The sequence below is a fragment of the Maricaulis sp. genome, assembly GCF_030149425.1.
Lineage (GTDB): Bacteria > Pseudomonadota > Alphaproteobacteria > Caulobacterales > Maricaulaceae > Maricaulis.
In genome coordinates, this window is the sequence record NZ_JASBRQ010000076.1 from 1 (window position 1) to 21,653 (window position 21,653).

Sequence of the window (21,653 nt, forward strand, 5' to 3'; positions counted from 1 at the left end):
CAGGATGATCGCCTTGGGATCATAGCCGTCGATAAAGGCCTTGTCGGCGCGGTTATAGGGATGGACTTCGCAGTAAACGCCGCTCTCGCGGACGCGCCGGGCGATGAGCTGGGTCACCTGGCTGCCGAAGTCGATGATGAGGAGTTTTTCGTGAATTGGCGTCGTCATGGGGCCCGATAGCGCGAGTCAGAGCGGATTTCCAGTGCTGTTTGCTGATCCCCGGCATTGCTGGACTTCGCGCCGCCCCAGCCTATGCTCCGCCCCAGCCATTGGAGAGATGTCATGCGTACGCTTTTGATCCCTGCCCTCGCCACTTTGAGCCTCGTTGCCGCCTGCTCCCAGGCCGCCGAGGACGCACCGGCATCGGCCTGGACGATTGAGACCGACGCGTCACAGCTCAGCTTCATCTCGACCAAGCTGGGCGATATCGAGGAAGAACACGAAATCCCGGGCCTGTCCGGCGAAATTTCTGCCGACGGGGCGTTCAGTATCGACATCGCCCTGGCCACGCATGAGAGCTTCATCGATATCCGCAATGAACGCATGGCCGAACATCTCTTCCAGACGGCCCAGTACCCGCTCGCGACCGCTTCGGGTCAGCTGGAGATGCGCCAGTTCATGAGCCTCGCCAATGGCGCCAGCCGTACGGCCAGCCTGCCCTTCCAGCTCGACATGGTCGGCCAGAGCATCGACCTGCGGGCCGAGGTCGAGGTCACGCGCGTGAGCGAGGACCTGGTCAGGGTCAGCACGGTCGAACCAATTACGGTTGAAGCGGCTGATCTCGGCCTAGTCGACGGTATCAACACGCTGCGCGAACTGGCCGGGCTGGACAGCATCAATACCGATGTGCCGGTGAGTTTTGCGCTAGAGTTTGCGCGCTAGGCTGAACGCCCCGGCTGGTGCAGGCGCCCCGCGCGCTTGAGGTCCTCGTAGATCGCCCAAGGCGCAAGATCAAAACCGTTTGGCCATGTCGGTGCACCTTGCTCTAGAAATACCCGCGCGAAGAAAGACGGGTCGCTGAGTGGCGCGGTCATCGGGGTCGCACGCGCAATCAGCGCACTCAAGTCCACCTCGCCGGTCGCGCCATCACTGAATTGAACGGTCAGCGTCGAAGCGCTGCTCACACTGACACGGGTGATTGTCGTCAAACTATCCGTCATCATCGAGCCCGGGAATTCGTTCCAGCGGCTCCAACGCCTCCGCTCGAGCCCAGTTCTCAAGAATAGCAGGCTTGTGGCCGATCAGCCATTCCTGAACCAGTTTGAGAGCCCTACTCGTCAGTCTACCCCGGATAATACGGCCAGAGCCAATATCGATCAGAGCTGCCTGGCCCTGATAGCTCGCGTGTATATGGGGTGGCGGATGGTCGCCAAAATACATGCGGATCGTGATGCCGAAAAAGACCGAGATTATGGGCATGTTGCCTTATACAACGCATGCCCGCCGTCAGGCCGTGCTCTGGATCACACCCGCTCCAGTACGCAGATATAGAACCCGTCCGTATCCGTGCGTCCCGGTGAGAGCTGCAGGGCGCCGAGATCGGTGACGCAGGCCTCGAGCTTGTCTTCCGCCCCCTCAGCCAGCCCCCCGGACGCCTTGAGCGCGTCGATCGCCGGCACCGGTTTGAAGGCTTCGGTCTTTTCCAGGAAGGCCGCGACACGGTCGCCGTTTTCTTCCGGCAAAACCGAGCAGGTGACATAGACGAGACGGCCGCCCGGCTTCACATAGCGCTGGGCCCGTTCAAGCACGGTGTCCTGCTCTGACATGCGCTTTTCCAGCGCCGTCGGCTTGAGCCGCCATTTGGCGTCCGGGCGGCGGCGCCAGGTCCCGGTTCCGGTGCACGGCGCGTCGCAAAACACTACATCCATCGCTTCAACAAGCGAGTCTAACGCCTCGTTTTCCTTATCATCATGGACTTGGACATTGCGCGTATCGGCGCGTTTCAGACGCGGCCAGATCGCGCGCAGGCGGCGCCAGTCCAGATCCCAGGCATGGACCTGACCGGTATTGTGAAGCAGGGCCGAGAGCGCCAGCGTCTTGCCGCCGGCTCCGGCACAATAATCAAGCACCTGGGACCCCATTTTCGGGGCCGCGGCCAGGGCCGCGAGCTGGGAGCCAATGTCCTGGACCTCGACCCAGCCCTTGCCATAGGCCGGAATACTCTCGGCCGCGGCCGACTTGGCGCGCGGGTCACGCAGCGGAATTCGCAGACCCAGCTTGGTCAGATCGGATTCATGTACTGCTTTAAGTTTGGACTTCACCTCTTTGGCGGCACGCTCAAACTCGGTCTTAACTTCATTCACCCGTAGATCGACCGGAGCGCGCGAAGAGAGCAGCCGCCCCTCTTCTGCAGCGGCCTCACCGAAGGCCCGGACCAGGCTCTCTTCCAGCCATTCCGGGAAGTCGCCACGGACATGCATGGGGGCGTCGGAAATGTCCCGGGCCAGCCCGTCGCGCTCGGCCTCGCTGAGTTTCTCCGGCGCATGCTCGTCCCCCTCGAAAATTTCGTCGATCTCGTCCGCGCTCATGCCCCAGACGCGACCGGCGGTGCCCAGAGCCAGCGACCGGGCGCTGCCATCTTGCATCGCATGGGAGACGGAGAGTTTGTGGCGCAGGGCGTCGAGCACCAGACCGCCAATCCAGGCGCGATCACCGGACCCGGCAAAGCGATGCGCCTTGCCCCAGTCCCGAACGGCATCCTTGACCGGCTGATGCCGGCTTTCCAGCGTCTCCAGGATCTCGATCGCTGCTGCGATACGTCCGCCATCTCTCATCTGTCTCTCTCCTCTCCTTTCCCTTGATGGGAAAGGCCTGCCCCGGGCTTGTTCCGGGGTGGACCAGCGCAACGCGTTGGGCCGGATAGGGTGCGGCGGCAAAGCCGCCAGGAATTAGGTTCTCCGGGCCGCCTTTGGCGGCGCACCCACTCCGTCCCGGATTTCATCCGGGACACCTCGCCCATCAAGGGCGAGGAGGTTTGACTGCTCTAGGCCGGGGCAGCGCCGCCATAAACGGCGGCCAGTTGACGGCAGATCGCTTCCGGATCGGTCATGATGCGCTTGCCATTGACCGTTTCGACCGGCTGATGTGCCTGCGTCCCCTCAGCCAGGATCAGGGTCGGCGCATTCTGGTTGTTTTCGTCCAAGAGCGCGATGATTTCAGGCCGCGGACGCGGATAATCCACCCGCACGAGGCTGATCGCCTCGGCCCAGTGCGGATTGACCTGCAACGCCCCTTCCAGCGTGCAGCAATCCGCACACAGGCGGTGGGCGCCCTCCTCATTGACCCAGGGGCCGGTGAGCAGAAACAACAGGTCCTTGCCGGTCTCGATGGCGGGTTGTTCAGGCATCATGCGTTCAAGGTCTCCAGAGCGATCACCACCCACATCCCGGCCATTGCCACCAGGCTGACGCCAAAGCTCAAGAAGCGCGAGAGGATGTGGTTGACGCTGATATAGATGATGCCGTGAACGATGCGAGCCGCCACGAACAGCCAGGCGAAGCCGACCAGCAGCGGCGCATCCACCTCAAGGATCAGGGCCAGTGACACGGCGGCCCAGAACAATAGCGGCGTTTCCCACTGGTTTTGCGCCACGTTGGAGACGCGCTGCGCGCCCTCGGGCCAGTTACGCTCACCCAGCTTGACCTGGCGCCCGCGCAATTCGCCGGAGGCGATGGCGCGTACACGGGTGACGGCCATCAGGGCGATGATTACGAAACAAAAGGCGATGTAGACGAAAACAGGCGTCAAAAGCGCGGACGGCATGGCACATTCTCCTGATACTGGACGAAGGCGCGGACGCTAGTCGGCGCAGCGATGTGCAGCCAGACACATCAGCGTCTGGCTGCGATACGCAGATTTAGCTCGTCGTCGGATAGTTCGGCGCCTCGCGCGTAATCTTGACGTCGTGCACATGGCTTTCGCGCAGACCGGCATTGGTGATGCGAACAAATTGCGCCCGCTCATGCAGATCGGTGATGGTTTCCGAGCCGGTATAGCCCATGGCCGCGCGCAGGCCGCCGACCATCTGGTGCAGGATCGGGCCGACCGGGCCCTTGAACGGCACCTGACCCTCAATGCCTTCCGGCACCAGCTTCATGCGCTCGGTATCCTTCTGGAAGTACCGGTCGGCCGATCCGGCTGCCATGGCGCCCAGAGAGCCCATGCCGCGGTAGGATTTGTACGACCGGCCCTGATAGAGGAAGACCTCGCCCGGCGCTTCTTCCGTGCCGGCGAGCAACGAGCCGACCATGACAGCGTGCGCGCCCGCGGCCATGGCCTTGGCCATGTCACCAGAGAATTTGATCCCGCCATCGGCGATAATGTGGGCGCCGGTGCCTTCAGCGGCGCGGCGCGCTTCCATGATCGCGGTCAATTGCGGCACACCGACACCGGCGACGATGCGCGTGGTACAGATCGAGCCCGGCCCGATCCCGACCTTGACGCAATCCGCGCCCGCCTCGATCAGCGCCTTGGCGCCGTCATAGGTGGCAACATTGCCGGCCACGATCCGCGCAGCATTGGTGGACTTCTTCACCCGCGTAACCTGGTCGAGCACGGACTGGCTCTGACCATGGGCGGTATCGATGACAACCACGTCGACACCGGCATCGATCAGCGCTTCGGCGCGCTCGAAACCGCTATCACCCACCGTCGTCGCTGCAGCGCAGCGCAGACGGCCCTGATTGTCCTTGGCGGCGCTGGGATACTGTTCGGACTTGTCCATGTCCTTGACGGTGATCAGACCGATACAGCGATCCTGCTTGTCGACCACCAGCACGCGCTCGATCCGGTGCTTGTGCAGCTTGGCGCGGGCTTCGTCCTGGGTCGCGCCCTCAAGCACGGTGACGACGTCGCGCGTCATCAGATTGCCGACCTTTTCATTGGGGTCGTCGGCAAAACGGACATCGCGATTGGTGATGATACCGACCAGCTTGCCCGGCGTGGAATTGGTCGCGCCCTCAACCACCGGAATGCCGGAAATGCGATGCTCGGCCATCAGCGCCTTGAGCTCGGCCAGCGTGGCCGTCGGGGCGATGGTGACCGGATTGACGACCATGCCGCTTTCAAAGCGCTTTACCCGACGCACTTCCTCGGCCTGTTCGGCAATGGTCAGATTGCGGTGGATCACCGCCATACCGCCCGCCTGGGCCATGGCAATCGCCATGCGCGCCTCGGACACCGTGTCCATGGCAGCGGCCAGCATAGGGATATTCAGCGACACATCTTCAGCGATGCGCGTCGACACATTTGCGGTGGCGGGAAGAACTTCGGACGGGCCGGGCTGCAAGAGCACGTCGTCGAAGGTCAGACCTTCACGAATCTCCATCGGAGACCTCCTTCTCTCTTGCGGGGCCGCTATATCAGACAGGCGCTCAAGGTCAATCGGGGGAACGTGTTATTCGGTGTCTTTCAACAACCGTCATCCCCCGGCTTGTCCGGGGGAACTCGCCAACAAAGGTTGACATTGAGGTGCCCCGGACAAGCCGGGGCATGGCGGATGATTAGGGCTAACCCTTAAACCCGGTCGCGACCAGAAACGTCTCGGCGCTCTCCGACCGGCTCGCATCGGGCTTGAAGTGGCGACACTTGGCAAAACGGCCCTTGAGCTGGTCGAGGAGTTCGCCGGAGGTGCCGCCCTGGAAGACTTTGGCCACGAAAGTGCCGCCGGGTTTGAGCGTGTCATAGGCAAACTCGGCGGCCATCTCGACCAGGCCGACAATGCGCAAATGGTCGGTGTTCTTATGGCCGGTGGTCCAGGGTGCCAGGTCGGACAGGACGACATCGGCCGGACCGCCCATGGCGGATTTGACCATGTCGGGGGCGTCGTCCTCGGTGAAGTCCTTCTGGAACAGGGTTGCGCCCTCGATCGGGTCGATCTCCAGCAGGTCGATGCCGACGACTTCGCTGGCGCCCTTTTTCAGCGCCACCTGAACCCAGCCGCCCGGCGCGGAGCCGAGATCGACGACGCGCTGGCCGCTGCGCAGGAATTTGAAACGCTCATCCAGCTCGATCAGCTTGTAAGCCGCGCGCGAGCGATAGCCCTCCATCTGGGCTTTCTTGACGTAGGGATCATTGAGCTGGCGATCGAGCCAGCGGGTTGAGGACAGCTTGCGGCCGCGCGCGGTCTTCACCCGCGTACGGAACTGCTTGGCCGCGCGCTTATCACCGCCCTTGGTGACCGGACCCGAGCGGCGGCGGCGGCGCTCCTCGCCCTTGGGCTCCTCGCCTTCGCCGTCCGGCTTGTTATCGTCCTCGCTCATGCCTCTTGGCCCTCAACACCGGTAGGATTGTTCTTGCGCCGGTTGCGGCGCCGCTTCGGTTTGCGCATCAGATTGAGCAGCATGCCCTCGCGCAGCCCGCGATCGCCGACACGCAGGCGCTCCGCCGGCCACTTCTCCGCCACCGCTTCATAGATGGCACAACCCGCCAGCACCAGCTCGGCGCGGTCCGAACCGATCGTCGGCTCCTGGGCGCGCCCGGCAACATCGAGCGATTTGAGCCGGTCACAGGCGGCAATCGCCTCATCACAGCCCATCCAGAGCCCGTCGACCTTGGAGCGATCATAGCGCGGCAGGTTGAGATGCACGCCGGCCATGGACGTCACCGTGCCGGAGGTCCCGACGAGATGTGCCCGCCCCTGTTCGAACACATCGCGCATGGAGCGCGCCCCGCGCGGAGTTTTCAGCAGCCGCGCAGCAAAAGCCTTCATCTCGTTGTACCAGGCCTCACGGTCCTCACGTTCCGGGAAGCGCTCGGACAGGGTCACCACGCCGATCGGAGCGGAGGACCAGGACTTCATCGGCGGACGCCCGCCGCTTTCCGGTCCGCCGCGACGGCGCCATTCGGCCAGGTCGACCCAGGACAGCTCGGTCGAGCCGCCGCCGATATCGATCACCAGCGCCGCATCGCGGTCCGGATCAAGCAGATCGACACAGCCATGCACGGCCAGGCGCGCCTCTTCTTCCGGGCTGATCAGGTCAAAGACGATGCCGGTTTCAAGCCGCACACGCTCAAGGAAGTCCTCGCCATTGGAGGCATGCCGGCAGGCCTGGGTGGCGATGGCGCGATGCTTGACCACGTTTTGCCGGCCCAGCTTGTCGGCACAGACTTTGAGCGCTTCGACGGCACGATCCATCGCCGCGTCCGACAGGGCGCCGGTCGCATGCAACCCCTCACCGAGGCGCACAACACGGGAGAATGCGTCAACCACACGGAAGCTGGACCCGCTCTTTTGAGCCAGCAGCATCCGGCAATTATTGGTGCCGAGATCGATCGCGCCGTACACTGGAGGCGGCGGACGCCGCCGCTTCCGTCTGCGTCCGGCGGATTCCCGGCCCCCGCCTTCGCGGGGGGATGGCTCCGCCATGATTTTGTCCTCGCTGTCCGGGCGCGGCCTGCACATCAACTGCGGCGCGTCACGGTTCAGCCTGAAAATGGTCTTGAAAGTGAGGATACTCTCCTCAAATCAGAGAGGAAAGAGAGGTGCGAGTACAATTGCACCGCGCAAAGCAGCGACCGGGCTATCCCGCAGGGGAGACAAGGCCAATCGCCGCACGCAAAATTAACAAGGACGTGTCAGAGTATGCTCATGGATATCCGGCAAGCCAAATTCGCCCTCGGCGACGTGGTCCGTCACCGCCTCTTCCCGTTCCGGGGCGTGGTGGTCGATGTCGATCCGGAATTTGCCAATACCGAGGAATGGTATGAGGCCATCCCGGAAGATATCCGCCCGCACAAGGACCAGCCCTTCTACCACCTGCTGGCAGAGAATGAGACGAGCTATTACGGCGCCTACGTCTCCGAACAGAACCTGCTGCCGGACGCCGAGAACGGCCCGGTTGGCCATCCCCAGATCGACGAGACCTTCGAGAAATTCGACGGCGTGAAATATCCGCTGCGGCCGGATGGCGGCCTGGCGAATTAATGTTCGCGTTGCGACAAGTCTTCGACTCCGAATTCTGGAAAATCAACAGTTAGGCGTCTGTACCGGGGCCCGTCACCCAAAGCCCCTCGAACCTCATCTATCAAAGCCTCACACGCCCTCGGCCCAAAAATCGCGTCACAAACATCGGATTTTTTGAACCCAACAACGTTGATTTCACCTATGCTTGCAGAGACTTGGCGGGTATGTTCTTGCGAATATTGACACCGCCATTCTTGCTCAAACTGATAGTCAGTGTGCTTAATCAGCCAGCGGCGCCAATCGCCCACAGCAGCCGGCCCTCGGGACGGTGCTTCACTGTACATAACTTCGCTCACCTCAGAGGCTACGGGCGGCTGAAGAAAATCAGATCCAGATCGGAAGCCCAGTACAAACCCACGACCACCGCTAGCGTAAAAATCCCACATCAAACGACTTGTGGGATTAGTGGTTAGACAAAGTAGCAATGGGTCTCCGCGTAAGCGATTGAAGGTAGTTCGAGCTACCTCGTTGCGCATAAGTGCCATCGCGCGGTCTTCAGAAAAGCCGCCGACCATGTTGATGGAACGGACTTTATATCCGGGATAATCTGTCGAAGAGCGCTCAATGAAGGACTCTAGCTCGTTGAGTGCTTTGCGTCGTGAGTGCGATCCAAACTCCTCTGGGGAGCCCACATCTACCGAAACGTGACGGCTGCCAATTACATTGGTTCCATCCAACACCGCCCCCTCGAGCACGTGATGCGAATCCATCACATCGCTAAACTCGTTGAATGGTGTAGCCCTCATGCATTGATTGACCGCAACGTCTGAACGGTTCGATGCGAGATACTTGTAGAGTATCGGCGGCGGGGCCCTATCACCGCCCCCGATTGGCATCTCCTCATTCGCGGCCATATTTCACAACGGTTTGCTCGATCGCGCCGAAGATCGACTTGCCGGCCTTGTCCTTCATCTGGATCTTCACCGTGTCGCCGAATTTCATGAAGGAGGTCGACGGCTTGCCGTCGGCGATGGTCTCGATCATGCGGATCTCCGCGATGCAGGAATAGCCGACACCGCCCTCTGAGATCGGCTTGCCCGGACCGCCGTCGAGCTTGTTGGAGATGGTGCCAGAGCCAACGATTGTCCCCGCGGTGACCGGGCGGGTCTTGGCCAGGTGGGCGACCAGCTGGGCGAAGTCGAACGTCATATCGATACCGCACTCGGCAGCGCCGAAGGGCTCGTTATTGTAGTGCACGATCAGCGGCAGGTGGACCTTGTTGTCGGCCCAGGCATCGCCAAGCTCATCCGGCGTCACTGCGACCGGCGAGAAGGCGCTCGGCGGCTTGGACTGGAAAAAGCCGAAGCCCTTGCCCAGCTCCGCCGGAATGAGACCGCGCAGAGACACGTCATTGACCAGCATGATCAGACGGATTGAGTCGCGCGCTTCTTCCAGCGAACACCCCATCGGCGCATCACCGGTGATCACCGCCACCTCGCCTTCCATGTCACAGCCCCAGGCCTCGTCACCAAGCGGGATATCATCACGCGGCGCCAGGAAGGCGTCGGAGCCGCCCTGGTACATCAGCGGGTCAGTCCAGAAACTGTCCGGCATTTCCGCATTGCGAGCCTTGCGCACCAGTTCGACGTGATTGACGTAGGCCGAGCCATCGGCCCACTGGAAGGCACGCGGCAGCGGAGACAGGGCGTCATGCTCATGGAAGCGCTCACGCGGGATAGTCTCGCGGTTGAGCTCGTCATAGAGCGAGCGCAATTCCGGCTCGCATCGCTCCCAGTCGTCCAGTGCGGCTTGCATGGTCGCAGCGATGCGCGAGGCATCGGCAAACCAGGCCAGGTCCTTGGAAACAACGACGAGACGGCCGTCACGCTGGCCGTTCTTGAGAGATGCGAGTTTCATGTCTGCTCACTTCCTGTTGGCGGGAGGCCTTGGCTAACGCCGCTCGCGCCGCGAGGCAAGCTCAGCGTCTGTCGGAAAGCGTCTCAAAGCTGCCGTCCGGGCGCATCCATTCCAGCTCGCCCGAGGCAATGCCGAAACGTGCGCCATGCAGTTCCAGCCCATAGCTCTCGATCGCTTCGGCGACGAAGGGGAAGTCTTTCAGGCGTTCGACCGAGCGATGGATGGAGACCAGCTCCAGCCGGTCACACAATCGCGTGTCAGGCGCGCCATTGATCGATTGCACCGCTTCCTCGCGCGCCGGCTGCATGACTTCCAGCCAGGGGCCGAGAAACTCACTATGCGCGTCGTCGAGCCCGTGCGCACAGGCCCTGACACCGCCGCATTCACGATGCCCGAGCACCACCACACCCTTCACCTTGAGCACCTTGACCGCGTATTCGAGTGCCGCAGACACACCATGCACACCGCCCGGGCAGTATTCCGGTGTCAGATTGGCCACATTGCGGACGACAAAAAGCTCGCCCGGAGCGCAGTCGAAAATGACCGCCGGATCGACCCGGCTGTCGGAACAGGCAATCACCAGCGTGTGCGGCTGTTGCCCCTTGGACAATTGCTCATAGAGATCGTGCTCCACCGCGAAGCGGCGGGACTTGAAGCGTCGATAGCCTTTGCAAAGCGTATCGGGTGCCAGATCGGACTCGGTTTCGATCATGACACAGCAATACCCCCACTCGCACTCCGGTTTCAAGCCCTTACCTGGCTTATGGTTTCTGCCATTGGCGAGCAGGCATAGAAAAAGGCCGGGGGGTTGGGCCCCGGCCTTTTTGGCTGGTTATGCGCGCAAGGGTTTAGGACGCGCAGCTGGCCAGCGCCATGTTGGCAGCAACTTCTTCTTCGCCGGACTTGGCTTCTTCAGCAGCCGCGAAGTCGGCAATAGCCGCACCGCGATTGCCAGCGAGCCAGTAAGCAGCGCCACGGTTGTTCAGCGCGTGCCAGTTACCGCCGCGACGCTCGAGCGACTCATTGCAGGCCGCGATTGCTGCTTCAAACTCGCCGCTCTCGGCATAAGCGATGCAGGTATTGTTCAGGGCAACGGCCTTGAGACGCGGAGAGGCGCCGGATTCGGCAACTTCACCACCGAAGTGGATGGCCTGGGCCCACTCACCACGAGACACGGCACCCAATTGTGCGCGGATCAGGCCGCCGGCGCCACGCTGAGCGGCGAAGGTCGGCTCGGCGTCACACGTTTGAGCCTGGGCAACGGAAGCGGAGCCAGCTGCAACGAGACCGGCAAGAATGATGGAACGGAGCATAACGCCCTCCTGGGGGGATAAACCAAAGTGAACAGCATTTAGTTTTAGAACGAAGTTATGTGAATGGAATTGACGATTTTGCTATTCTCTGTATTCATATTTGTATGGATGATTGGTCAGACTATCTCGTGTGTCTCACGGTTGCCGAAACCGGGAGCCTCACCGCCGCCGCTCAAGAGCTGGGTGTGAGCCAGCCGACCGTGTCCCGACGCCTGCAGGCGCTGGAGGCCCGACTGGCAGAACCGCTGTTCGAGCGCGAGAACGGACAGTCCAAACTGACCCCGCTGGGTCAGAAGATTACCTCTCATGCCCAGCGCATGCGCGACGAGGCCTCCGCCATTCATCGCGCTGCAATTGCCCAGGACCAGAGCCTGTCCGGCCTGGTGGTGGTCTCGGCCTCCGAGGGTATCGGTGCGGACTGGCTGCCCGGCGCCCTCGCCGGCTTCCAGCGCGACAACCCCGGAATCGGGATCGAGATCGCGATCAAGAACCACCCGGCCAACCTGGCCGACCGCGAAGCCGATATCGCCTTGCGCTGGAATGGGCCGGGCACGCAGCAAAGCCTGGTCGGCCGTCGCGGTGCCACGGTCGGCGCCGGGCTTTACGCATCGCAGGAATACATCGAGCGCAAGGGCGAACCAGCGTGTGTCGAGGATCTCGCAGATCATGCCTGCGTCGCCTGGAGCCAGGGCGATTATTTCGGTTGGCCGCGCACGGAACAGGGCAGTCCCGTCCTGCCCAAGCATATTGCCTTCAAGGCCAACAGCCCGGCCAGCCATGTCAAAGGTCTGGAAGCGGGTTTCGGTATCGGTGTCACCTCGCACCGCCTCGCTGCCCAGCATGACGGGCTGAAGCGATTGCTGCCGGATTTCGAGACTTCACTCGACCTCTGGGTCGTCGCCCACGAGACCGTGCGCAAAAGCGGCCGCATCCGCGCCGCCTTCGATCACATCATTGCGGAAATGAAACGGGACGCAGCCTTTTTCGAAAAGGGCGTCCCGTCCCGCCTCGCCTGATCAGTCCTCGTCACCATAGATCGACACAACCGGTTTGCCGCCGGCCGTCAGGCTGGCGCGATACATGCCCGGCGTGTTGAAGGACCAGGCGATATCGCCCTGCGGGGTGAGCGCAACAATGCCGCCATCGCCCTCCAGAGCGGTGAGCTCGTCCTGGATGACCTGGTCAGCTGCTGCCTGCAGGGACAGCCCCTGGAACTCCACCAGCGCACAAATCCGGCTGGCCACGGTCAGGCGGATGAAGAACTCGCCCGTTCCCGTCGCAGACACGCCACAGGACTCATTGCTGGCATAGGTTCCGGCCCCCAGGATCGGGCTGTCGCCGACCCGGCCCCAGCGCTTGGCGGTGGTGCCGCCGGTCGAGGTTCCTGCGGCGATGTTGCCTGCGCGATCAAGGGCCACCACGCCAACCGTGCCGAACCGGTGTTCACGCGCATCCCGGTCAAGCATGCCGTGATCGACGGGCTCCGGGTCCGGTGCGCCTTCCGGGCGCGGCGGGATATCCAGCCCCAGACGATCGAGTGTGCGCTCCAGCGAGGCCCAGCGACGCTCGGTGAAGAAATGCGCGGGAGCAACCATTTCCAGGCCCTGTTCCACGGCAAAGGTCTCGGCGCCCTCGCCCTGCAGCATGACGTGGCGGCTTTCCTCCATCACCGCACGGGCCAGGGTGATCGGGTGGCGGACCTGGGTCACGCCGGCGACAGCGCCGGCATTGAGCGTGGCCCCGTCCATGATCGACGCATCCAGTTCATTGCGGCCCGCGGCCGTGAATACGGCACCGCGTCCGGCATTATAGAGGGGATCATCTTCCATTCCCTGGATCACCGCCTCGATGGCATCCAAAGCGCTGCCGCCTGCTTCCAGAACCGTCTCGCCCCGGTCGAGCGCGGCCTGCATGGAGGCACGATAGGCCGCCTCGGTTTCCGGCGTCATGGCACCGCGTTCGATCACACCGGCACCGCCATGGACGACCAGGGCCCAGTCCGGCCGGTCCTGGCCAAGTGCCTGCGGCGCGGTCGGGAGCGCGGCACTCATTGCCGCCAGGATGAAATTACGCATGTCAGATCTCCCCAAATCTCTGCAGGGAGTGTGGAGCAGTTCTCGCCAAGCGCAAGAGCGGATGGCCTAGAGCGCCGGGACCGGTGCGCAGAGCGGCCGGATGCCGGCCAGCTGTTTATTGCCGCGCCCTCCGGCGGCGCCATCAAAATAAAGGTTCAGTCCCTGGACCGCCCAACCAGCGTCACAGGTGACGGTCTCATAGTCGCCATCACAGTCATGAACCCGGGCTGTCACCGCCGCGCCGTCTTGCGGGTGCAGCCTGACCGCTGCGATCTTGCCGTGCCGGTTGAGGCAGGCGCTGACGCCTTGCGCGTATTGTCCATCCGGCAAAACCGCATTGGCTGACTGGCGAACCAGCCGGGCGACCACGCGACCGGAACAATACTGGGCCGTGCGCGGCACCTCGCCCCGGGCATAGATGCGAACCTGGCACACCCGGTTACGGCGCGAGGTCAGCTGCAGACCGAAGAGCTGGCCGGCATTCTCAACCAGAATTGCGCTCTCATACGGGGTGACCTGCCCCAGCATCATTTCCTCGTCCTCACCGGCGAGGCTGGATGTCAGCCAGAGTGAAACCAAAAGCGCGCTCAGAGCCATTGGCTCCTCCAATCCATGTGTTGCGATTGGCGAGCAGACTAAAGCCCCGGTGCTCACGGGTCTGTACGAAAGAATTCACAAGGCCGTGCGTTACTCGACGGGAAAGCCGCACAGCGCGGCGATGGCCCGCCATGGCAAGGCGGCAGACGCGAAGGCCAGCACGACAATCGACAATCCGACCAGGCTTCTCATGCGCGTATCGTGCGACCAGGCCAGTAATTGGCGCGCGCCCATGGCGGATGCCAGGACAGCAGGCAGAGTTCCAAGACCGAAACCGGCCATGATCAGCCCACCGGTCAGAGGCGAGCCCGACAGCATGGCGTAAAACAGCGCCGCATAGACCATCCCGCAGGGCAAGAACCCCCACACGAAACCGGCAAGGAACGGGCTGGCCGAACTGATCCGGGCACCGCCATGCAAGGGCAGGCGCTTGAGCACGGCGCTGCCGGCGCGGTCCAGACCGGCCAGGGCGGGCGCCCAGCCGGCTACGGAAAGGCCGATATAAAGCAGGGTGAAGGCCGCAGCCCAGCGCATCAGATCAAACATCACGGCCCGGTCAGCCGCGAAGTAGAGCGAGCTTCCCGCCGCGGCGAGGACGATACCGGCACTCACATAGGCCCCAATGCGCCCGAGCTGAGCGAGCAGGATCACCCGATGCTGGGCCTGACGGTCCTCAGGCGCGAGGGTGAACATCAAGCTGGCGGAAATACCCGAACACATCCCGGCACAGTGCAGGGACGAGGCGAAACCGGCCAGCAAGCCTCCCAGGAGTGTAAAAGGTGAAATATCCACGTCAGTCCCCGCACCGAGAGTTGAGACATAACCCGCAAATCACCTTAAAAACTGTGTGGCGTAATGCCGCAAAGCCAGCAAAGGCTTGTCAGGCGAGTATGCACGGGGAGGAAGATCATGGTTACGCTCAATAAAGTCCGGCGCGATGCGCCTTGGAGCTGGCTCAAGGCCGGCTGGGAAGATTTCGTTCGCGCACCGCAAGTGTCCCTGCTTTACGGGCTGATCTTTGTCGGAGCGGGACTGGCGATCGTGGTCGGGCTGTGGGCCATCGGCCAGCAATCGAGCATTCCCGTCGCCATGTCTGGCTTCGCTCTGGTGGCCCCGGCCCTGGCGATCGGCATCTACCAGGTGAGCCGGGCGATGGAGCGCGGCGAGAAGCCACGCTTCCGGATCATGATTACTCGCTACCCGGCGCGTCTGACACAGATTGGCTTTATGAGCGTGCTGCTGGCGCTGCTCCTGATGGTCTGGTTCCGCGCCGCGCAATTCCTCTATATCGGCATCGTCCCGGCAGGCCCGTTCGAGCTTGGTCCCTTCATCAACTACATGCTGACCGATCCGGCCGGCCTGACGCTGCTGGTTGTCGGCACACTGGTCGGCGCCTTTTTGGCCTCTGTCGCTTTCTCGATCTCGGTCCTCACCTTCCCGATGCTGGTTGATCAGGATGTCGACGCCATCACCGCTCTGATCGCTTCGATCCGCGCCGTCTTCAGCCAACCATTTGTCATGATCACCTGGGCCTGGCTGATCGCCTTCTGGGTTATCGCCGGTAGCGCCCTCTTCCTGATCGGTCTGGCCCTCGCCTTTCCCTGGATCGCGCATGCCAGCTGGCATGCCTACAAGGATTTCGCCCCGCGCCCGTCGAACTGATCCGGTGTCGAATTGATCCGGCATCGCGGCCCGCCAAACGGCTGAGCACTGCCCCATCAGCAACGTGCGCCGGGCGTGCGCTTGCTTGTGGGCAGGGTTGGTTTTGAGCAGGTCAGCCCGCGGACCCGTGACGATCGCTCCACAAGCGGGACAGATCGGCCAAGTGGCCCCAGCACCCCAGCGCAGCGTCGTCCGGCTCAGTCGTCCGTCGACATCGCCGGGTCGCTGAGCGGGGCCTCGTCATCCATCAGGATGCGTTGGGCGGCGCCATCGAGATCATCATACTGGCCCGACTTCAAACTCCACATGAAGCCGACCAGACCAAGAAAGCCCATCATAAGAGCAATCGGGATCATCCAGAGCAGCATAGTCATTAGCGAGCAAGCCTCAGCGCGTTGAGCGTCACCAGGATGGACGATGCCGACATGGCGATCGCCGCGATCAGCGGGGTGACGAAACCACCGACCGCAAGCGGAACGGCGATCATATTATAGATCACGGCCAGACCGAAATTCTCCAGCACGCGGTGCTTGGCGCCCTTGGAGACTTCTGCGGCGACCACAGCCTTGTCGAGACGGTCGCCCTGGAGCACGAAATCGGATGCGGCCTGGGAGATTTCCGCCGCCGAAGCCATGGAAATGGACACGTCGGCGGCAGCCAGCGCCGGCGCGTCATTAATGCCGTCGCCGATCATGCAGACCTTGAGCCCGTCCGCCTTCATGTCCTGCAGCTTGGCGATCTTGTCCTGCGGCTTGAGCTCGGCGAAGGCCAGCTCGATCCCGAGCTGGCCGGCGATGTGGTCGACCGGGATTTTGCGATCCCCGGACAGAAGGATGACCCGGCAGCCACGCTGTTTGAAGGCCTTCACCGTACGGCGGGCCTCAGCGCGCAGCTGGTCCTCGAAGCGGAAGCGCACCGGCTCGCGCCCATCCATACATAACCAGGCCTCCGAATGCGGGTCGGCGCCGCTTTCCAGCCCCAGCCAACGGGCCGAACCGAAGCGCACCTTGACGCTGTCCACTTCGCCTTCGAGCCCACCGCCCGGCGTTTCGGTGACTTTGTCGGCGGTTTCGCCCATTCCGGCTTCATCAGCCACAGCCCGCGAGAGCGGGTGACGGCTGGTACGGGCCAGGCGCGCGGCGATATCGAGCTGTTCAGCAGAAATCTCGGCGGCATTGACCAGGCGCGGCCGCCCTTCGGTCAGGGTTCCGGTCTTGTCGAACACCACTGTGTCGATCCCCGCCATGCGTTCCAGCGAATCTCCCGATTTCACCAGCACGCCTTCACTGTAAAGCCGGCCTGAGGCGACGACCTGAACCGCAGGCACGGCCAGAGCCAGCGCGCAGGGACAGGTGATGATCAAGACCGCGATGGCGTTGATGATAGCGGGCCGGGGCTCACCCAAGAGGACAAACCAGCCGACCAGGGTCAGGGCCGCCAGGGTATGCACGATGGGCACATAGAGCTTGGCCGCCCGGTCCGCCAGGCGGACATAATGCGAGCGCGACTGCTCACCGGCTTCCACCAGCCGGGTGATCTCGGACAGGAGGGAATTATCCCGGTCGGCAATGGCCTCGATCACCAGCTTGGCGTCGAGATTGAGCATGCCGGAAAACAGCTGCGCCCCCGGCTGAGCCGCAACGGGTGCGGTCTCACCGGTCACCAGGGAGCCATCCAGCTCACCCTCGCCTTCAACCACACGGGCATCCACGGGTACCCGGTCGCCCGCGGCGAGCAGGAGATGATCACCGGCCACAACCTCACGCGCCGGAATGGCTTCGATACGGCCATCGGGCAGAACCCGGTTGGCGCTCGCCGCCTGCATCGCCGCCAGGCCGCGCGCTGCCTGGCTCGCCTTGGCCCGCAACCGCATGTCGAGAAAACGCCCGATCAGCAGGAAGAAGAGCAGCATCGCCGCCGCGTCGAAATAGGTATCGCCATGGCCGATGAAGGTCTCATAGACCGACAGGCCGCAGGCCAGAAAAACGGCCAAGGAGATCGGCACATCCATATTGACGTGGCGGTGTTTGAGCGCCTGCCAGGCCGAACGGAAAAACGGCTGCCCGGCATAGGCTGCAGCCGGCAGCACGATCAGCGCCGAGATCCGGTGCATCAGCGACTGCATGGACGCATCCATCTCCCCGACACCGGACCAGACGGCGACCGAGAGCAGCATCACATTGGCCATGGCAAAGCCAGCCACCGCGAGGGCGCGCAGCAAACGCTTTTCTTCCACCATTTGCGGGTCACTGTCCGCTTCAGGCTCATAGGGCGTAGCCGGATAACCGATCGCGGCCAGTTTGCTGATCAGCTCGCGGGCGGCTTCCGGTTCACCGCGCCAGCTCAGGGCCAGACGGCCGGTCGACAGGTTCAAACGCGCACTCTCAACCCGCTCATCCTCGCTCATCCCGGTTTCAATCCGGGCGATACAGGCGGCGCAACTGGCTCCCCGCACCATGAGGTCGAGCTCATTATGGCCGTCCACCCGGCGCACGAAGGCCGTCGGGTCGGCCTGGGAGGCCGGGACAAAACCGGTATGGGTCGCGTCGATTGCGGTCACAATTCACTCACGAATTCGAACGGGCGGGCACCGGTATTGCGCGCCCGCAGGCTCCAACCCGCGTCCGCTTCACACGGAATTGGCGCCTGATAAACACCGGGACGGGTCTCGGCGAAGACCAGGGCACAGTCGCGGGTGGTATCCGTCGGGTGGGCGATCAGCCCCTCCAGCGACAGCTCGGTAACGGCAGCACCGGAGCGGTCCAGAACCTCGACCAGGAGCGCACCCTCGACCCGGTTGAAGCGCGCCGACCAGCCCATGGCCGCCTGCGCCTGACGGCGCTCGAGCGTGTCGTTATAGTTCACGCCCTGCATGTAGGAGCGCGGCACATCCTCCCCCGGATGGGTCCGCACAGCCAGGGTGATGAAGGTCGCATTGACCGCAATGGTCACACCGAAGAAGAGCAGGATCATGACCAGCACATGCCAGCCGCGGAGCGGACGGAACCAAGCCATTATGGATTTACCCCTGTAACCAGAACGGAACGCGTTGTTGCCGTTTCACCGGTCACCGGATCGGTGACGCGGAAGACGAATTCTTCCCGCTGGCTGTCAATCGCGTCAGCGGGCAGTGTGAGATAAAGAATGAAGTCCTGGGTCTGATCGGCGCCGACAGGCAGACGCATCGGCGTCTCCGCAGCCGCGCCCAGAACGCGCACCTGGATCGCCGGATCGCCGCCCTCAAGCGTCAGATCGAGCTCGCGCGGCTCGCCGGCCTTGTTGACGATTTTCAGATTATAGCCATTGCGCACGGATCCGTCCGACAGCTGGACATAATTCGGATTACGATCACGCTGGGCGTTGAGCTGCAGCTCCTCGCGGGTGATCAGGGCGCCGAGCATGAACAGGGCGACGATCGCAAACGCTCCGGCATAGACCAGGGTGCGCGGACGGATAAAACGGTAGCGCGGCTTCTCGCCGGCGGCGTAGCGGTCGACATTATCGTCGGTCTCATAGGTGATGAGCCCGGTCGGCCGCTCGATCTTTTTCATGATGTCGTCGCAGGCATCGATACACAGCGCGCACTGGATACATTCCAGTTGCGAGCCATCGCGGATATCGATCCCCATCGGGCAAACGGCAACGCACTGCTTGCAGTCGATGCAATCGCCGCGCTCATCCCAGCTCTCGCCCTTCTTGTGACGGCCACGCGGCTCGCCCCGGTCAAAGCGATAGGTAACATTGAGGGCTTCGCGGTCCGTCATGGCGCCCTGGATACGCGGCCAGGGGCACATATAGATGCAGACCTGCTCACGCATTGTGCCGGCGAGCGTATAGGTGGTGAAGGTCAAGATGCCGGCGAAGAGGTAGGAAGACAGCGCCGCCTGACCGGAGAAGAAGTTTTCCAGCAGGTCAAAGGCGTCGTGGAAATAGAGAATCCAGGCCCCGCCTGTGGCCGCGGCGATGATCAGCCAGACCGCGTGCTTGCCGCCTTTGCGCCAGGCCTTGTCGAAGCTCCACTTGGCCTTGTCCAGGCGCATGCGGGCATTGCGATCGCCTTCAAAGAAGCGCTCGACCATGATGAAGAGGTCGGTCCAGACCGTCTGCGGACAGGCATAGCCGCACCAGACCCGGCCCAGCAGCGCGGTCGCCAGGAACAGGCCGAAAGAGGCCAGGATCAGCAGCCCGGTGATGTAGTAGATCTCGTTGGGCCAGATCTCGATGAAGAAGAAGTAGAAACGGCTATTGGCGAAATCGACCAGGACCGCCTGGTCCGGCATGCCCTCGCCTCGCTCCCAGCGCACAAACGGCAGGAAGTAATAAATCCCCAGCGCAACGGCCATCATCACCCATTTGAGCAGGCGGAAGGGTCCATGTGCGAGTTTGGGGTAGATTTGCTGACGCGCCTGGTAGAGCTCACGCGTCTCGGCAGTATTGACCGCCTCGGCCTTGGATTGCCGGACGCCGGGTGCTGCCATGCTGGTATTCTGCGTATCAGTCATGGCAGTTCTTAGACCCGGATTTTTTTACGGAGACTATGCGACCTACTGACCCGTGGGACCAGCTGTCGCAGCCTCACCGCCGCCCAGCAGGAAGACATAGGCAGCCAGGGCATCAATGGTGCGGTCGTCCAAACGGCCTTCCCAGGCCGGCATGACACCGTAGGGACCACGATAGATGGAGTTGATCACCTGCTCACGGCTGGAACCGTAAAGCCATTCGCGATCGGTCAGGTTCGGTGCGCCCTGGAGGCGATCACCGCGGCCATCTTCCATGTGACAGGTCACGCATTGCTGCGCATAGACCTGCTGGCCCAGGGGATTGCTCTCGCCCTCGCCGGACAGGCTGAGGACATGATCGGCCACCGCCTCGATCTCTGCCGTGGTCAGCAGTTCGTCACGGCCATAGGCCGGCATTTGCGAGAACCGCGTCATGTCGTGCTCGGCACGGATGCCATAGAGCAGCGTCTCGCGAATGGCGTCGTAAGAACCGCCCCAGAGCCAGACATCGTCATTGAGGTTGGGATAGCCCACAAACCCCTGACCGCCGGCACCATGGCAGGTGGCGCAATTATCGCCGAAAGCCGCATCGCCGGCTGCGGTGACGAATTGCAGCAGCTGGGGATCATTCTCGATCTCGCTGATGCTCGCCCCTTCAAGCGCGGCATAACCGGCTTCGCGGGAGGCTTCGAGGGCTTCCAGTGCCGCCACAACATTCACCCGCTCGGAGTGATTGCGCAGACCGCGGGTATGGTCGCCATCGCCCGGCATGCCCGGCAGGCCGGGAATAGCCGGCATGAAGACCATGTAGACGATGGCCCAAACGACGGTGGCGTAGAAGATGTACAGCCACCACCGCGGCAGCGGCGTATCGAGCTCCTTGATACCGTCCCACTCATGGCCGGTGGTCTCGGTGCCGGTGTGATCATCGCGTTCGATATCGTTCTTGTCGGACATGATCTCAGTCCCCCTTTGCCGCATCGAGCGGCGTGTCGGATTCGTTCAGGGGCGCATTCGCGGCCTGGTCGAAACGCTGCTGGTTTTTCGGCCAGAGCGCATAGGCCAAAGCGCCGAGGAAGAGCGCGACGAAGAGCAAGAGGCCCCACGTCTGCGCGAAGCTGGATAGGATCTCATACATCGCGCTACCTCAGATTCTCGTCGGCTTCCGCCTCATAGGTGGAGAAGTCCACCATCGTGCCAAGCACCTGCATGTAGGCGATCAGCGCGTCGAGTTCGGTCACCGCATCCGGATTGCCGTCGAAATCACGCATCACAGCGCCCGGATAGCGGGCCTGGAAGCCGTCATAATCATCGGCAAAGGGATCGAGCTGGGTGCGCACGTCGGACACAGCATTCTCGATGTGCTCGGCATTGTACGGCACGCCGACCCGGCTCAAGGCCCGCAGATTGGCCGCAATATTGGTGTAGGCCAGCTCCGAGGTCTCCAGGAAGGGATAAGGCGGCATGATCGATTCCGGCACGACCGAGGTCGGTGCCCGCATGTGGTCACGGTGCCATTCGTCCGAATACTTGCCGCCGACGCGGGCCAGGTCCGGCCCGGTCCGCTTCGAGCCCCATTGGAACGGTCGGTCGTACATCGACTCGGCTGCCAGGCTGTAATGACCGTAACGCTCGACCTCGTCGCGCATCGGACGGATCATCTGGCTGTGGCAGACATAGCAGCCCT

Annotated in this window: 25 protein-coding genes and 1 pseudogene; 4 read left to right on the forward strand and 22 right to left on the reverse strand. The window is 62.8% G+C overall.

Annotated features, from left to right (window positions below):
- Positions 1–168: pseudogene (locus Q1V57_RS15970) on the reverse strand (GMP synthase (glutamine-hydrolyzing)); the annotation flags it as partial.
- A gap of 114 nt (positions 169–282) precedes the next feature.
- Here Q1V57_RS15970 and Q1V57_RS13105 point away from each other — a divergent pair.
- A complete protein-coding gene (locus Q1V57_RS13105; protein WP_300531679.1) occupies positions 283–882 on the forward strand; it encodes a YceI family protein in 600 nt (199 codons plus the stop codon).
- Here Q1V57_RS13105 and Q1V57_RS13110 read toward each other — a convergent pair.
- The 8 genes from Q1V57_RS13110 to Q1V57_RS13145 form a co-directional block, all read right to left on the reverse strand.
- Positions 879–1,160 carry a DUF2442 domain-containing protein gene (locus Q1V57_RS13110; RefSeq protein ID WP_300531681.1) on the reverse strand — a complete coding sequence of 94 codons (282 nt, stop codon included), beginning with the start codon at positions 1,158–1,160 and terminating at the stop codon, positions 879–881. The two genes, Q1V57_RS13105 and Q1V57_RS13110, sit on opposite strands and share 4 nt — an antisense overlap.
- Positions 1,150–1,419 carry a DUF4160 domain-containing protein gene (locus Q1V57_RS13115; RefSeq protein ID WP_300531683.1) on the reverse strand — a complete coding sequence of 90 codons (270 nt, stop codon included), beginning with the start codon at positions 1,417–1,419 and terminating at the stop codon, positions 1,150–1,152. Before Q1V57_RS13115 ends, Q1V57_RS13110 begins: the two co-directional genes overlap by 11 nt.
- A gap of 44 nt (positions 1,420–1,463) precedes the next feature.
- Positions 1,464–2,774, reverse strand: a complete 1,311-nt coding sequence (locus Q1V57_RS13120) for an RsmB/NOP family class I SAM-dependent RNA methyltransferase (RefSeq protein ID WP_300531686.1) — start codon at positions 2,772–2,774, stop codon at positions 1,464–1,466.
- 209 nt (positions 2,775–2,983) lie between these two features.
- Positions 2,984–3,349: a DUF3088 family protein gene (locus Q1V57_RS13125; protein ID WP_300531689.1), complete on the reverse strand. Its 366-nt coding sequence runs from the start codon at positions 3,347–3,349 to the stop codon at positions 2,984–2,986.
- Positions 3,346–3,762 carry an MAPEG family protein gene (locus Q1V57_RS13130; RefSeq protein ID WP_300531691.1) on the reverse strand — a complete coding sequence of 139 codons (417 nt, stop codon included), beginning with the start codon at positions 3,760–3,762 and terminating at the stop codon, positions 3,346–3,348. Before Q1V57_RS13130 ends, Q1V57_RS13125 begins: the two co-directional genes overlap by 4 nt.
- A 94-nt stretch (positions 3,763–3,856) precedes the next feature.
- A complete protein-coding gene (gene guaB, locus Q1V57_RS13135; protein ID WP_300531694.1) occupies positions 3,857–5,326 on the reverse strand; it encodes an IMP dehydrogenase in 1,470 nt (489 codons plus the stop codon).
- 181 nt (positions 5,327–5,507) lie between these two features.
- The gene (locus tag Q1V57_RS13140; RefSeq protein ID WP_300531697.1) at positions 5,508–6,260 is read right to left on the reverse strand and encodes an RlmE family RNA methyltransferase; all 753 of its coding nucleotides are present in this window, start codon (positions 6,258–6,260) and stop codon (positions 5,508–5,510) included.
- The gene (locus Q1V57_RS13145) at positions 6,257–7,285 is read right to left on the reverse strand and encodes a Ppx/GppA phosphatase family protein (protein ID WP_300531700.1); all 1,029 of its coding nucleotides are present in this window, start codon (positions 7,283–7,285) and stop codon (positions 6,257–6,259) included. Before Q1V57_RS13145 ends, Q1V57_RS13140 begins: the two co-directional genes overlap by 4 nt.
- Positions 7,286–7,588: 303 nt before the next feature.
- Between Q1V57_RS13145 and hspQ the strand changes: the two genes are divergently transcribed.
- Complete coding sequence (gene hspQ, locus Q1V57_RS13150) at positions 7,589–7,924, forward strand: heat shock protein HspQ (RefSeq protein ID WP_300531703.1); 336 nt, start codon at positions 7,589–7,591, stop codon at positions 7,922–7,924.
- Positions 7,925–8,803: 879 nt separating this feature from the next.
- Here the strand turns inward: hspQ and Q1V57_RS13155 are convergent.
- The 3 genes from Q1V57_RS13155 to Q1V57_RS13165 all read right to left on the reverse strand — a co-directional run bounded on the left by Q1V57_RS13155 (position 8,804) and on the right by Q1V57_RS13165 (position 11,133).
- Positions 8,804–9,820 (reverse strand): fumarylacetoacetate hydrolase family protein, encoded by a 1,017-nt coding sequence (locus tag Q1V57_RS13155; RefSeq protein ID WP_300531706.1) that lies wholly within the window; start codon positions 9,818–9,820, stop codon positions 8,804–8,806.
- 61 nt (positions 9,821–9,881) lie between these two features.
- Positions 9,882–10,532 (reverse strand): carbonic anhydrase, encoded by a 651-nt coding sequence (locus tag Q1V57_RS13160; RefSeq protein ID WP_300531708.1) that lies wholly within the window; start codon positions 10,530–10,532, stop codon positions 9,882–9,884.
- A gap of 136 nt (positions 10,533–10,668) precedes the next feature.
- Positions 10,669–11,133 (reverse strand): hypothetical protein, encoded by a 465-nt coding sequence (locus Q1V57_RS13165; RefSeq protein WP_300531711.1) that lies wholly within the window; start codon positions 11,131–11,133, stop codon positions 10,669–10,671.
- 104 nt (positions 11,134–11,237) lie between these two features.
- On the opposite strand from Q1V57_RS13165, the gene Q1V57_RS13170 reads away from it, so the two are divergent.
- Positions 11,238–12,149, forward strand: a complete 912-nt coding sequence (locus Q1V57_RS13170) for a LysR family transcriptional regulator (protein ID WP_300531714.1) — start codon at positions 11,238–11,240, stop codon at positions 12,147–12,149.
- On the opposite strand, the gene Q1V57_RS13175 is transcribed toward Q1V57_RS13170, so the two are convergent.
- The 3 genes from Q1V57_RS13175 to Q1V57_RS13185 all read right to left on the reverse strand — a co-directional run bounded on the left by Q1V57_RS13175 (position 12,150) and on the right by Q1V57_RS13185 (position 14,597).
- A complete protein-coding gene (locus Q1V57_RS13175) occupies positions 12,150–13,208 on the reverse strand; it encodes an isoaspartyl peptidase/L-asparaginase family protein (protein ID WP_300531717.1) in 1,059 nt (352 codons plus the stop codon).
- A 66-nt stretch (positions 13,209–13,274) separates the two neighbouring features.
- On the reverse strand, positions 13,275–13,805 hold the full coding sequence (locus tag Q1V57_RS13180) for a hypothetical protein (protein WP_300531720.1): 531 nt from the start codon (positions 13,803–13,805) through the stop codon (positions 13,275–13,277).
- A 90-nt stretch (positions 13,806–13,895) separates the two neighbouring features.
- Complete coding sequence (locus Q1V57_RS13185; protein ID WP_300531721.1) at positions 13,896–14,597, reverse strand: sulfite exporter TauE/SafE family protein; 702 nt, start codon at positions 14,595–14,597, stop codon at positions 13,896–13,898.
- 117 nt (positions 14,598–14,714) lie between these two features.
- Between Q1V57_RS13185 and Q1V57_RS13190 the strand changes: the two genes are divergently transcribed.
- Entirely contained in the window at positions 14,715–15,467 is a 753-nt protein-coding gene (locus tag Q1V57_RS13190) for a DUF2189 domain-containing protein (protein WP_300531724.1), read from the forward strand.
- A gap of 197 nt (positions 15,468–15,664) precedes the next feature.
- Here Q1V57_RS13190 and ccoS read toward each other — a convergent pair whose 3' ends face one another.
- The 7 genes from ccoS to ccoO all read right to left on the reverse strand — a co-directional run.
- On the reverse strand, positions 15,665–15,841 hold the full coding sequence (ccoS, locus tag Q1V57_RS13195; RefSeq protein ID WP_300531727.1) for a cbb3-type cytochrome oxidase assembly protein CcoS: 177 nt from the start codon (positions 15,839–15,841) through the stop codon (positions 15,665–15,667).
- A complete protein-coding gene (locus Q1V57_RS13200) occupies positions 15,841–18,027 on the reverse strand; it encodes a heavy metal translocating P-type ATPase (protein WP_300531730.1) in 2,187 nt (728 codons plus the stop codon). Before Q1V57_RS13200 ends, ccoS begins: the two co-directional genes overlap by 1 nt.
- Positions 18,024–18,482 (reverse strand): FixH family protein, encoded by a 459-nt coding sequence (locus Q1V57_RS13205; RefSeq protein WP_300531733.1) that lies wholly within the window; start codon positions 18,480–18,482, stop codon positions 18,024–18,026. Before Q1V57_RS13205 ends, Q1V57_RS13200 begins: the two co-directional genes overlap by 4 nt.
- A complete protein-coding gene (gene ccoG / locus Q1V57_RS13210) occupies positions 18,482–19,969 on the reverse strand; it encodes a cytochrome c oxidase accessory protein CcoG (RefSeq protein ID WP_300531736.1) in 1,488 nt (495 codons plus the stop codon). Before ccoG ends, Q1V57_RS13205 begins: the two co-directional genes overlap by 1 nt.
- Positions 19,970–20,011: 42 nt before the next feature.
- Entirely contained in the window at positions 20,012–20,923 is a 912-nt protein-coding gene (gene ccoP / locus Q1V57_RS13215) for a cytochrome-c oxidase, cbb3-type subunit III (RefSeq protein WP_300531739.1), read from the reverse strand.
- Positions 20,924–20,927: 4 nt separating this feature from the next.
- A complete protein-coding gene (locus Q1V57_RS13220; RefSeq protein ID WP_300531742.1) occupies positions 20,928–21,104 on the reverse strand; it encodes a cbb3-type cytochrome c oxidase subunit 3 in 177 nt (58 codons plus the stop codon).
- Between the two features lie 4 nt (positions 21,105–21,108).
- On the reverse strand, positions 21,109–21,653 hold a 545-nt coding region (gene ccoO, locus Q1V57_RS13225), incomplete at its 5' end, for a cytochrome-c oxidase, cbb3-type subunit II (protein WP_300531745.1).